Here is an 11,458-nt window from a genome sequence, read left to right on the forward strand (position 1 = left end):
GAACGTCAATGGAAGTTTTTCTTCTATTGACGTTCTTTTTTTTGTTTCAGGTTTCAGTTGGTGAACGTTTCTTAGTTTTAAAAAAAAACTTAGAATCTTAGTAGCTTAGAACCTTAGGATCTTAAAAAAGAAGACAAATTGACATCCTTTAGAAAGAGGTACAACCTTTGATGAAGAATACATACAAATAAACGTAAAACTTAGAACACTTAAAATATGAACTACGGTAAAGAATTCAAAAAGTTTGCTACAAAGCACCAAGGCGTAAATGCTATGTACTATGACAAAATCATAGCAGCAATGAATCCAACTAATATGACTCCATATATTATCGAAGAGCGTCAGTTGAATATTTCTCAATTAGACGTTTTTTCAAGATTAATGATGGACAGAATCATCTTTTTAGGAACAGGTATCGACGATCAGATCGCTAACATTGTTCAGGCACAATTACTTTTCTTAGAAAGTGCAGATGCATCAAAAGATATTCAGATTTACTTAAATTCTCCTGGAGGAAGTGTTTATGCAGGATTAGGAATTTATGACACGATGCAATACATCAAACCAGATGTAGCGACAATTTGTACAGGAATGGCAGCTTCTATGGGAGCAGTTTTATTATGTGCAGGAGCAGCAGGAAAACGCTCGGCTCTGCCACATTCAAGAGTTATGATTCACCAGCCATCAGGAGGAGCACAAGGTGTTGCAACAGATATGGAAATCAACTTACGCGAAATGTTGAAACTTAAAGACGAATTATACCACATCATTTCGCAACATTCAGGACAAACTTTTGATAAAGTGCATAAAGACAGTGAACGTGATTACTGGATGATTGCAGACGAAGCAAAAGAATACGGAATGATTGATGAAGTATTGAGAAGAAGCTAATTTTTTTTTTTAAGATTCGAAGTTGTAAAGGACTAAGGTTCTAAAATTAACTTGAAACTTGAAACAAAATTAAACTCGAAACAAAAAATAAAAAGTTAATAACTTACTAAGTTTTTGAGGTTTTAATGAAAAATCTCAGAAACTTAGTAACTTTGCAGCTTAGCAACTAAATAAAGAATGGCAAAAGTAGTATTAGAATGTTCGTTTTGTGGAAGAAAAAAGCCAGAAACTAATTTATTAATTGCGGGTATTAATGCACATATTTGTGATAAGTGTATTGAACAAGCACACGGAATTGTATTAGAAGAATTAAAATCAAGCGGAAGCGCAAAACTTGTTGGTGATTTAATTTTAAAGAAACCTAAAGAAATCAGAGCTTTTTTAGATCAGTATGTTATTGGTCAGGACCAAACTAAAAAAGTAATGTCAGTTGCAGTTTACAATCACTACAAACGTTTAATGCAACAGCAATTAGACGACGAAGTAGAGATTGAAAAAAGTAACATCATTATGGTGGGACAAACCGGAACCGGAAAAACATTGGTAGCAAAAACAATTGCAAAAATGTTAGACGTTCCTTTAGCAATCGTAGATGCAACAGTACTTACAGAAGCTGGTTATGTAGGAGAAGATGTTGAAAGTATTTTAACTCGTTTACTACAGGCCGCTGATTATGATGTAACCAAAGCCGAAAGAGGAATTGTGTTTATTGATGAGATAGATAAAATTGCCCGTAAGAGCGATAATCCATCCATAACACGTGACGTTTCCGGTGAAGGAGTACAACAAGCTTTATTGAAATTACTGGAAGGAACAGTGGTAAACGTACCGCCAAAAGGAGGACGTAAACATCCGGACCAGAAATTTGTTGAAGTAAATACTCAAAACATCCTGTTTATTGCAGGAGGAGCTTTTGATGGCGTTGAACGTATTATTTCTAAACGTTTAAACCGTCAGGCAGTGGGGTATTCGACATCAAAAAATGCAGATAATATTGACAAAGACAATTTGTTGCAATACATCATTCCAAAAGATATTAAAGACTTTGGTCTGATTCCTGAAATCATTGGTCGTTTGCCGGTTCTAACACACATGGATCCTTTAGACAGAGAAACATTACGTGCAATTTTGACACAACCTAAAAATGCATTGGTAAAACAATACCAAAAATTATTTTTAATGGATGATGTTGAATTTACCATAACAGACGAAGCATTAGATTTTATTGTTGACAAAGCATTAGAATACAAATTAGGAGCTCGTGGATTACGTTCGTTATGTGAAGCTATCTTAACAGATGCCATGTACGAATTGCCAAGTTCTGATGATAAAGTTTTGACAATCGATAAAGATTATGCGAAACACACCTTGAATAAAAATTTATTGAAGCGAATGGAAATTGCTTCTTAAATACAGATATTACTTTGTTGAAGTTTTCAATTTAGACAAAGTTTAATTTTAAACCTGTTCATTTATTTGAACAGGTTTTTTTATGCTTTTTATTTTAATAAAATATTTTTTATAAATTTTTTCTTATATATTTGGTTTTTGTTTTTTTAATACAGATTATGAAAATAAAAATATATACCCAAAGACAAATCCTGTACTAATTAAATTATTGATACTGTTTATTGCGTTTGTTGTTTATTTCCTGTCTTTCGCAAAGTATATAAGTTAAAATTGTAAACGATTTTATAAAAGAACAGACAGGTTTAAAAGATTACTACAATATAGTTTTAAAAGAGGCGGCACTCTTGTATGCATGTTTTAAAATACTACGAAAAAGCACATCAGCATAGAAACATTAGTTTAGCAACTTATTTGGTAAGAATTAAATCCAATGAGTGTGATTATTAGATTCAATTGAAATATTCAGGTTTCTGGTTATAGTCTGCTTGATTTTCATGAGGTTATTTTTAAATAAATTCTTTCAATTAAATATTTTTTTATAATTTATTTCTTATATATTTTAATTTAATTATTTAAGGAAAATAGATTATGAAAAGGAAAATCAAAAGCCATGTAAAAGTAATAATGCTACTTTGTATTGCATTATTGATGTTTAATTGCCAAAATGAAGAAAATTCATCAAATGAAGTACAGAGTAAAATTCACACAGTAGCTATTGATGAAGCAAAAAACTTTCTGACACGTTCAAAAACTAATTCTTTTGGAAAATCAGCAAACAATATATTAGAGAACCTTGAACTCGATAAAATTTCACAGGAAGAGATTAATGGTAGCAATCAGCAGCTAACTGTAATTCCTTTAGCAACAAATAACAATCTTCGAAATGATAGGGTATTGCTGTTGAAAGTTGATAACGAAATCAAGGGTGTGGTTTTTACTATGTATCCTGATGAAGATTCTGTTAAAGGAAGTTTTTCCGGAGAGCTGTTTTCTTACTCTTTAGATGGTAAGTTTATTAGTGGGTTTAGAGCAAAAGATGGAATTATTGTAAGTTATTTTGTTGAAAATAATACTGTAAAAACTACTGCCACGAGTGCTAAAGCTATTCCATTAAACGAGGTTATAGTTCAAAACAATTATCGACAGGTATATGCATTAGATATGTTTGGATATTCCAGCATATTTGGCAATGATATTTATGGTGGTGATAGCTATGGAGGAACTGATTACTATTCTTGGGACGTGGGTGACGGAGGATATGGTATTACAACACCAACATCTGATGCAATTGCAATTGCAATACAAAAACAAATCTACACTGATAAGTTGCCGCCTTGCCTAAAAAAAATATTAGATGATTTAATAAATATAAATGCCGGTCCGGGAAATATTATAAATAAGTTTTCGGGAAACGATCCATCATATAATTATAATTGGACTATGGAAACTGGAAGTAATAAATTTGGAGTTTCTGGTAATACGATGTCAACATATAATGCAATAACAGGTATGACAACTACTTTTGATATTAAACAATTTCCGAATGCTACTGAACTCTCTTGGGCCAAAACGATGCTTCATGAAGCTATACATGCTTATTTAATAACTTATTATATTCGTAATGAACCAGGTTTTCAAGCTGAATATCCTGTATTATTTGATAAGTATATGGATGCAAAATTATGGAATTCGACTCATCATGATGAAATTGCACAAAGTCTTAGGCAATCAATAGCCAATGCTTTAGAAAGTTATGGAATAAGTAAAGGATATAATTTAAATAAACAATTCTATGAAGATATGGCTTGGGGTGGTCTTGAAAATACAGAGGCGTTTAAAAAGTTATCTTTAACAGATCAAAGAAGAATATCAAGCACATTAGGTATCGAATTAAATGGAGAAGATTTCTTAGGGAATAAAAAGCCACAAAAAGGTAAAAAAACAGGTTGCTAATTATTTTCATTAAAGAATAATGAATATCTACAATTTATTGTTAAATTACTGATAAATATTGTCATTATGAAAAAATATAAATTAATAATACTTGTTTGCTTGATTATTTTAGTAGGATGTTCTTCCTTAAAAAATAAATTGCCAACTAGTAACAAAGGAAGATATACAGTAATGCTTGGTAAGTATAAATCAAAAAGTGAAAACCAGACTGTTACTCTAGGAGAACAAGTTTTTGATGTAGTAACTATTCGGGGACATGTTTTTGATGTAAAAACAGGGAAACCATTAAGTAATGCAACAGTAATCGAAGGTTGTTTTAAATTTCAAACGACATCCGAAGGAGAATACTCATTTAAAACCAGAAACCTGAAAGATAACTCTTTTTATATGGAAGCCATTGTTTATCCTTATCGGCCAGTTGATACGGATATTATCAATATCTACAATAGGAAAGAAGTAATAATTGATTTCTACTTAGCTATTGACGACAGGCCTATGTTTGATTGTACTACTGGTTGGTCCCATGATCAAATGCAGAAAGAACTCAATAACTTAAAATAATTTTTTTCTTTAAGAAAAGCCTCCCGAATTTAGGGGGCTTTTTGTCTAAAATTATCAATATGAAGAAATATAAATTTATACTTGCAACTACTTGCATGTTTATTTTAGCTGGATGTTTTTCTGCAATTGGTCAGTTGCTTCCAACTAACAATAAAGGAGGATATAAAGTAATTTTAGGTGAACATGAACAAAAGACTGAAGACGAAAGCGTTACCATTCGAGGTCATGTTTATGATGTTAAAACTGGCAAAGCATTAAGTGATGTAATATTGCTTACAGGTTGTTTCAAATTTCAGACAACATCTGATGGAGAGTATTCCTTTAGAACCAGAAATTTAAAAGGCGATGCTTTTTTTATGATGGCAGTTGTTTATCCTTATCGTACAGTTGAAACAGATTATGTAGATATCTATAATAGAAAAGAAGTAATAATTGATTTCTATTTAGCTTTGGATGAAAGACCTTTGCTTGAATGTGCAGGAGGTGGGGCACATGAGCGAATGCAAAGAGAGCTTAATAACTTAAAATAGTCATCTCCTTTACATGAAAAAAAGTAAATCTACTTTACTGATAATTATTTGTATATCTATTATGAGTAGTTGTTCTTCTTTTAGAAGGAAGTTAGGAACCAATAACAAAGGACGATATATAGTAACAGTAGGTAAAAATCGATCAAAAGGCGAAAATGAGACTTTCAATTTCCGTGGACAAGTTTTTGATGTAGTTACTATACGAGGCCATGTTTTTGACTTGAAAACACGCAAGCCATTACGTTATGCAGTAGCAACAGCAGGTTGTTTTAAATTTATAACTACTGACAATGGAGAATATTCTTTTAAAACTAGAAATATTGAAGGAAAGTCTTTTCAAATGGACTTAGCCGCTATGTACTATCATACAATTGAGACGGATTTTATCGATATCTATAATAAAAAGGAAATTATTATTGATTTCTATTTAGCAGAAGATAGCAGATCTTTTCCTGACTGTGTTCAAGGTGAAACACATGAACAGATGCAGAAAGAACTCAATAATTTAAAATAGGTTTTTTAAAATGAAGAAATATAAATTTATACTTGTAACTACTTGCTTGTTTATTTTAGCTGGGTGTTCTTCTTTTAAAAGAAAGTTTCCAACTTACAACAAAGGAGCATATACGGTTACTTTGGGGCAATATGAATCAAAAAGCGAGGATGATATGGTAACCATACGAGGGCATGTTTTTGATATGAAAACAGGTAAATCACTACATTATGCAGTTGCGAGCGCAGGTTGTTTTAAATTTCTTACTACTGATGAAGGAGAGTACTCATTTAAAACAAGAAATCTGAAAACAAATTTTTCTACATGGAGTTGTCTGCTTTTCCCTATCATACAGTTGAGACGGATTTCATTGATATCTATAACAGAAAGGAAATAATAATTGATTTTTATTTAGAAGAAGACGTTAGACCTATGTTTGATTGTATAGAAGGTGGAGCACATGACAGAATGCAGAAGGAACTCAATAACTTAAAATAAATTATTATCTATGTTAAGCAATATATATTCTTGCTGAATTGACATTTAAAAAAAACATTATGATAGAAGATGTTTTGACAAATTTTGTATATCTATATTATCCTAAGAATGTATGTCCTTGGGATGAAAGAGATAAATATTTGAAAACTGTAGAATATAATAGATTAAGAAAAATTATTGATTATTTTGATTCCGAAGAAAATCTCAGAATTCGGGATAATATTAAAAAGGAATTTGAGAATGATATAGTTCTCAAAGAATTTCAAGATTTTTCGACATTAGATGGCTGTGAAGACAGATGTTTTACATTTTTTTTGAATATTTTTGAAAATGGTGAATTACTTTCAATTTCGTTGCATATTAGTCTTTTATTACCTTATTATGTAATAAGAAGAGGATGGCATCACGCTGAACTTTGGTTTACAAAAGAAAAGATCGAGGAACTAGAAACTCAAAATTTAGATAGTAGAAAGATGGATGATATAATTTTAGATATTGAGAAAATTGTTGAAGAAAAACTGCTATATCAAAAATTCCCACAAACTTTAATGAATACCATTATAAGTGATATTGGTTTTCAAGATATCTATATAGGTCATTTTAAAATGTATAATGGTTTTTTTAATAACCAAAATATATGAAAATACTCAATAGAAATTATTTGATTTTTGGAGCAATCTGTACTTTATTGTTTGTCTATTTTTACTTTGTGCAATATTTTTTCACTATTAATTTTTATGACACTTATTATGTTATAAGTTATTTTTATTTGGTGTTGCCAATGTTTATCATTGGTACGCTCTTTTATCTAAAACAAATTTTAGCTGAGAAATTAAAAGAAAGAATAATGCAATCTCCGAATAGATATTATTCAAAAGGCTTATTGTATTTTTTAGAACCAAATTTATATTTAAAATTAAATACTTTAACTAGAAATTACTTAATATTTGTAGTAATATGTTTGTTTTTGCTTATTTATTTATATATAATGGATTGTTTTTATTTCGCCTATTTTAACGGTTCATTTCAATTTATTAAATATTACTATTTTGTTTTACCTTTTTTAATAATTGGTAGTATTTATTACGGGATTAAGGTTTCTCGCATTAAGGGTAAAAAGATAGAAAAATAACTGATGTAGGAGCTTCCAAGTTCTGATGATAAAGTTTTGACAATTGATAAAGATTATGCGAAACACACCTTGAATAAAAATTTATTGAAGCGAATGGAAATAGCTTCTTAAATACTGATATCACTTTGTTGAAGTTTTCAATTTTGACAAGGTTTAATTTTAAACCTGTTCATTTATTTGAACAGGTTTTTTTATGCTTTTTATTTTTCAAAGATCTTTTTCTTCTAAAAATAAAAGTTCTGATGTAGCCCTGATCGAAACGGCATCCTTTTGCTGTGGGGTTCACAGCAAAAGATATAGTGTAGAGCAGGACAAATCGTTATTGTGAAAACAAAAATGACTGCTTCTAAAAAAACTACTGTACCCTAAATTTTTCCCGATACTCAATAGGTTTCATGCCAACCATTTTATAGAATACTTTTCTAAAAGCTTTTGGATCGTTATAACCGGTTTTCTCAATAATTTCAGAAATCGAAAGCTGAGTTTGTTCCAGATATTTTTTAGAACTTTCTACCCTGATATTTTGTAAATACTCAATTGGCGGAATCCCAGTTACCTGCTTAAATCTGCGTGTCATGTTTCTGGCACTTGTTGGAATATCTTTGGTGATTTCTTCCAGTTTTTCGATACTATGATACTGACTTTCGATTTTTTGCTGCAACATCGCTACCAAAGTGTCATTATGCAGGTGATTGGGCCTGAAAGTGCTAAAATAACTTTGCTTATATCTGTTTAGGTCAATCGAGAAAATTTTGGCAATCTGAACTGCGATTTCGTTTCCGCAATATTTCTGAATCAATAAAATTAACAAATGAAATGTTGAGGTAGAACCGCCACTTGTATACAAACTGCCATCGGCTGTTAAGGTTTCTTCGGGTTTTAATTTCACCATCGGAAAAGCCTTTGTAAAAGCACTACAGGCATCGACATGTGTTGTAGCCAGTTTTTCGTTTAATAAACCTGAAGCCGCAAACAAAAAAGCGCCTGTACAAAAACTGGCTAATTCAGCTCCCGCCTGATGTTGTTTTTTTAACCACGGAATAAAATTTTTATTCTTGGCTATCATTGCGCTCATATCATCAGTGGTAAAGGCAGGAATTAAAATCAGATCTAAAATTTCAACAGAATCCTGAATCGAATTAATAGGATAACCAAATTCTCGTTCCTGATTGATTTGCTCAGCCGATTGAAAAACCATTATATCAAAATATTTGTCACCTTTAGAGAGTTTATTAGCTGTTTCAAAAACCTCTAAAATGGCAGCTATACTTAATAATTTATAATCATGCGGTATAATTAAACCTACTTTCTTGCTCATGGTATTATTTGTTTTTAGAAAAATGGTGGTATACAAAAATAAGTATTTTGTCTTAAATGCCCCTAAAAATGACTTTTAATGTATCTCAAAGCTAATTGTAATATTTTAAATTTGCTTTAAATAATTTGTAATTTTATATAAAAACCAAAGCTAATTTTAAGAAAAATATAATGATAACAGTTCAAAACACCATTAATGCTTCTGTAGACAGAGTGTGGGAAATCTGGACAATTCCGAAACACATTCAAAACTGGAATTATGCTTATGATAACTGGCATACACCTTATGCAGAAAATGATTTGAAAGTTGGCGGTAAATTCAAATACACCATGGCAACTAAAGATAAAAGCATGCAATTTGATTTTGAAGGATTATACACTAAAGTAGAAAAATATTCAATTATCGAATACAAACTTACAGATGGCAGAACCGGGAGTGTGCATTTTGAAAATAATGGCGATCAGGTAAAAATTACTGAGGTCTTTGAACCAGAAGCAGGAAATCCTGAAAGTATGCAAAAAGAATGGTGCCAGAACGTAATTGATCATTTTAAAGCATATGTCGAAAGCCTTTAGCTTTTTGAACCGAAGAAAATAACCCAATTTATAAAGTATAATTTTTAAATAATATAAAATGATAACAATACAAAGTACAATTAATGCCTCAATAGATAAAGTTTGGGAATTCTGGACATTGTCAGAACATATTACAAAATGGAGTTTTGCCTCTCCGGAATGGCACACGCCTTATGCAGAAAATGATTTAAGAGAAGGCGGAAAATTTTCATCGACGATGGCGGCAAAAGATGGCAGTATGAGTTTTGATTTTGGAGGTGAATATACTCTGGTAGAAAAAAACAAAGCAATTCAATATGTTTTGGGAGATGGCAGAAAAGTCGAAATTAGTTTTACTGAAACTCCAAACGGAATAGAAATAATCGAAAGTTTTGATCCGGAAACTCAAAATCCGGAAGAAATGCAACGCGGCGGTTGGCAGGCGATTTTAGATAATTTTAAAAGTTATGTAGAGAATAATTAGTTTTTTAAGATTCAGATGTAAAGTAAAAAAACTTAGCAACTAAGCGACTGAGCAGTTTAGCGTCTTAAAAAGAAATGTCTAACGAAAAACATCAAAAAATGACAAAGCAAATATGGCTGAATTTGCCAGTAAAAGAGGTGGCAAAATCTAAAGCTTTTTTCTCGAAAATTGGTTTCTCTTTTAATGAAGAACATGATACACCAAGTTCAACCTGTATGGTTGTAGGTGAAGGAAATTTTGTAGTAATGCTTTTTGAAGAATCACTTTTTGAAGGTTTTTCGCAAAACAAAATTACGGATACTAAAGCAAGTTCTGAAATTCTGATCTCGATCGATGCAGAAAGCAAAGACGAAGTAGACACACTGGCAAAGAAAGTACAGGAAGCCGGTGGTAATGTTTTTGCCCCGCCTGCAGAAAGCCAGGGCTGGATGTACGGCTGCGGTTTTGCAGATTTAGACGGTCATCGCTGGAATGTACTTTTTATGGATTTTAGTAAATTATCATAATATGGAAACGTTAGAATTTAAAATCCGAATAAAAGCATCGGCAAAAAAGATCTGGTCAGTTTTGTGGGACGACGAAACCTATAAAAAATGGACAGGAGTTTTTTGTGAAGGCTCATACACGATAACCGATTGGAATCAAGGTGACAAAGTACATTTTATGTCTCCTAACGGAGAAGGAATGTATAGCGTTATTGAAACGAAAATTCCAAATGAATATATGGCTTTTAAACATTTAGGTGAAATTAAAGACTTTAAAGAAGTACCTATTAATGAAGAAACAAAAAAATGGAGCGGCGCAATGGAAACGTATCGCTTAACTCCGGATGATGAATTTGTAGATTTAGTCGCTCGGGTTGATACAGTAGAAAAGTATGTCGATTATTTTAAGGAAGTTTTTCCTAAAGGATTAGAAGTCGTAAAAGAACTGTCAGAAAACAAATAATTTAAACAAAAGTCAAAAAAAAATAACAAACAAAAAAACAAAAATCATGGCAACATCAGTAAACCCTTATTTAATTTTTAATGGAAATTGTGAAGAAGCATTTCTGTTTTACAAATCAGTTTTTGGAGGTGAATTTCCGTATATCGGAAAATTTAAAGACATGCCGGCAGACGAAAATGGCAGCTGCCCTGAAGTGTCAGAAAAAGATGCAAATCGTATTATGCATGTTTCATTACCAATTGGAAATACCATTTTAATGGGAAGTGACAGTAACACACAATCTGGCGATGTAGCATTTGGAGGAAACTTTTCGGTTTCAATTAATGTGGAAAGTACAACAGAAGCAGATCGAATTTTTAACGGACTTTCGGCAGACGGAACTGTGTATATGCCAATGGATAAGACTTTCTGGGGCGCTTATTTCGGAATGTTCAAAGATAAATTCGGTGTTAGCTGGATGGTTAATTTTGATGAGTCAGAGCCTAAAAAATAACTCATGAAATAATCCGCCACGAATTCACGAATTTTAACCGCTTAATCTGTGAATTCGTGGCGAAAAAAAAGATATTAGATTTTTTTTATTATTCTTTTTGGCAATCTGCTACAGCTAAAAAGTTATGTAATTTTAATAGCGGAACATAATTGTTAAATTACTTGAAAAAGCACATTATTATGTGCTTTTTCTT

The 11,458-nt window shown here is 31.5% G+C and carries 15 protein-coding genes; 14 read left to right on the plus strand and 1 reads right to left on the minus strand.

The window, feature by feature from the left end; genetic code table 11:
- Positions 1-216 precede the first annotated feature (216 nt).
- The 9 genes from clpP (at position 217) to A4F88_RS18125 (ending at position 7,468) form a co-directional block, all read left to right on the plus strand.
- Positions 217-891: an ATP-dependent Clp endopeptidase proteolytic subunit ClpP gene (gene clpP / locus A4F88_RS18085; RefSeq protein ID WP_017497934.1), complete on the plus strand. Its 675-nt coding sequence runs from the start codon at positions 217-219 to the stop codon at positions 889-891.
- Between the two features lie 177 nt (positions 892-1,068).
- Positions 1,069-2,301 carry an ATP-dependent Clp protease ATP-binding subunit ClpX gene (gene clpX / locus A4F88_RS18090; protein WP_068844137.1) on the plus strand — a complete coding sequence of 411 codons (1,233 nt, stop codon included), beginning with the start codon at positions 1,069-1,071 and terminating at the stop codon, positions 2,299-2,301.
- A 588-nt stretch (positions 2,302-2,889) separates the two neighbouring features.
- Positions 2,890-4,254 (plus strand): hypothetical protein, encoded by a 1,365-nt coding sequence (locus tag A4F88_RS18095; protein WP_143155060.1) that lies wholly within the window; start codon positions 2,890-2,892, stop codon positions 4,252-4,254.
- A 138-nt stretch (positions 4,255-4,392) separates the two neighbouring features.
- The gene (locus tag A4F88_RS18100; protein ID WP_143155059.1) at positions 4,393-4,815 is read left to right on the plus strand and encodes a carboxypeptidase regulatory-like domain-containing protein; all 423 of its coding nucleotides are present in this window, start codon (positions 4,393-4,395) and stop codon (positions 4,813-4,815) included.
- A gap of 59 nt (positions 4,816-4,874) precedes the next feature.
- Positions 4,875-5,345 (plus strand): hypothetical protein, encoded by a 471-nt coding sequence (locus A4F88_RS18105; RefSeq protein WP_143155058.1) that lies wholly within the window; start codon positions 4,875-4,877, stop codon positions 5,343-5,345.
- A 13-nt stretch (positions 5,346-5,358) separates the two neighbouring features.
- Positions 5,359-5,859: a carboxypeptidase-like regulatory domain-containing protein gene (locus A4F88_RS18110; protein ID WP_143155057.1), complete on the plus strand. Its 501-nt coding sequence runs from the start codon at positions 5,359-5,361 to the stop codon at positions 5,857-5,859.
- Between the two features lie 10 nt (positions 5,860-5,869).
- A complete protein-coding gene (locus A4F88_RS18115; RefSeq protein WP_068844142.1) occupies positions 5,870-6,235 on the plus strand; it encodes a hypothetical protein in 366 nt (121 codons plus the stop codon).
- 160 nt (positions 6,236-6,395) lie between these two features.
- Positions 6,396-6,977: a hypothetical protein gene (locus A4F88_RS18120; protein ID WP_068844143.1), complete on the plus strand. Its 582-nt coding sequence runs from the start codon at positions 6,396-6,398 to the stop codon at positions 6,975-6,977.
- Positions 6,974-7,468 (plus strand): hypothetical protein, encoded by a 495-nt coding sequence (locus tag A4F88_RS18125; RefSeq protein WP_068844144.1) that lies wholly within the window; start codon positions 6,974-6,976, stop codon positions 7,466-7,468. The genes A4F88_RS18120 and A4F88_RS18125 overlap by 4 nt, the downstream gene beginning before the upstream one ends.
- Before the next feature lie 355 nt (positions 7,469-7,823).
- Here the strand turns inward: A4F88_RS18125 and A4F88_RS18130 are convergent, their stop codons facing one another.
- Entirely contained in the window at positions 7,824-8,786 is a 963-nt protein-coding gene (locus tag A4F88_RS18130; protein ID WP_068844145.1) for a GlxA family transcriptional regulator, read from the minus strand.
- A gap of 170 nt (positions 8,787-8,956) precedes the next feature.
- On the opposite strand from A4F88_RS18130, the gene A4F88_RS18135 reads away from it, so the two are divergent.
- The 5 genes from A4F88_RS18135 (at position 8,957) to A4F88_RS18155 (ending at position 11,265) form a co-directional block, all read left to right on the plus strand.
- The gene (locus tag A4F88_RS18135; protein WP_068844146.1) at positions 8,957-9,361 is read left to right on the plus strand and encodes an SRPBCC domain-containing protein; all 405 of its coding nucleotides are present in this window, start codon (positions 8,957-8,959) and stop codon (positions 9,359-9,361) included.
- Positions 9,362-9,419: 58 nt separating this feature from the next.
- Positions 9,420-9,824 (plus strand): SRPBCC family protein, encoded by a 405-nt coding sequence (locus A4F88_RS18140; protein WP_068844147.1) that lies wholly within the window; start codon positions 9,420-9,422, stop codon positions 9,822-9,824.
- Positions 9,825-9,922: 98 nt separating this feature from the next.
- Positions 9,923-10,330, plus strand: coding sequence for a VOC family protein (locus A4F88_RS18145; RefSeq protein WP_068844381.1), 408 nt, complete (start codon positions 9,923-9,925; stop codon positions 10,328-10,330).
- A 1-nt stretch (position 10,331) separates the two neighbouring features.
- Positions 10,332-10,772: an SRPBCC family protein gene (locus A4F88_RS18150; protein WP_068844382.1), complete on the plus strand. Its 441-nt coding sequence runs from the start codon at positions 10,332-10,334 to the stop codon at positions 10,770-10,772.
- Positions 10,773-10,818: 46 nt separating this feature from the next.
- Positions 10,819-11,265 carry a VOC family protein gene (locus tag A4F88_RS18155; RefSeq protein ID WP_068844148.1) on the plus strand — a complete coding sequence of 149 codons (447 nt, stop codon included), beginning with the start codon at positions 10,819-10,821 and terminating at the stop codon, positions 11,263-11,265.
- Positions 11,266-11,458 lie beyond the last annotated feature (193 nt).

Origin of the sequence: Flavobacterium chilense (genome assembly GCF_001602525.1) — a bacterium.
Lineage (GTDB): Bacteria > Bacteroidota > Bacteroidia > Flavobacteriales > Flavobacteriaceae > Flavobacterium > Flavobacterium chilense.

Excerpts from the sequence above, each read along its gene's own strand:
- A4F88_RS18155 (WP_068844148.1), top strand. The coding sequence starts at position 10,819 with ATGGCAACATCAGTAAACCCTTATTTAATTTTTAATGGAAATTGTGAA.
- A4F88_RS18145 (WP_068844381.1), top strand. The coding sequence starts at position 9,923 with ATGACAAAGCAAATATGGCTGAATTTGCCAGTAAAAGAGGTGGCAAAA.
- A4F88_RS18135 (WP_068844146.1), top strand. The coding sequence starts at position 8,957 with ATGATAACAGTTCAAAACACCATTAATGCTTCTGTAGACAGAGTGTGG.
- A4F88_RS18120 (WP_068844143.1), top strand. The coding sequence starts at position 6,396 with ATGATAGAAGATGTTTTGACAAATTTTGTATATCTATATTATCCTAAG.
- A4F88_RS18115 (WP_068844142.1), top strand. The coding sequence starts at position 5,870 with ATGAAGAAATATAAATTTATACTTGTAACTACTTGCTTGTTTATTTTA.
- clpX (WP_068844137.1), top strand. The coding sequence starts at position 1,069 with ATGGCAAAAGTAGTATTAGAATGTTCGTTTTGTGGAAGAAAAAAGCCA.
- A4F88_RS18105 (WP_143155058.1), top strand. The coding sequence starts at position 4,875 with ATGAAGAAATATAAATTTATACTTGCAACTACTTGCATGTTTATTTTA.
- A4F88_RS18140 (WP_068844147.1), top strand. The coding sequence starts at position 9,420 with ATGATAACAATACAAAGTACAATTAATGCCTCAATAGATAAAGTTTGG.
- A4F88_RS18150 (WP_068844382.1), top strand. The coding sequence starts at position 10,332 with ATGGAAACGTTAGAATTTAAAATCCGAATAAAAGCATCGGCAAAAAAG.
- A4F88_RS18095 (WP_143155060.1), top strand. The coding sequence starts at position 2,890 with ATGAAAAGGAAAATCAAAAGCCATGTAAAAGTAATAATGCTACTTTGT.
- clpP (WP_017497934.1), top strand. The coding sequence starts at position 217 with ATGAACTACGGTAAAGAATTCAAAAAGTTTGCTACAAAGCACCAAGGC.
- A4F88_RS18130 (WP_068844145.1), bottom strand. The coding sequence starts at position 8,786 with ATGAGCAAGAAAGTAGGTTTAATTATACCGCATGATTATAAATTATTA.
- A4F88_RS18125 (WP_068844144.1), top strand. The coding sequence starts at position 6,974 with ATGAAAATACTCAATAGAAATTATTTGATTTTTGGAGCAATCTGTACT.
- A4F88_RS18110 (WP_143155057.1), top strand. The coding sequence starts at position 5,359 with ATGAAAAAAAGTAAATCTACTTTACTGATAATTATTTGTATATCTATT.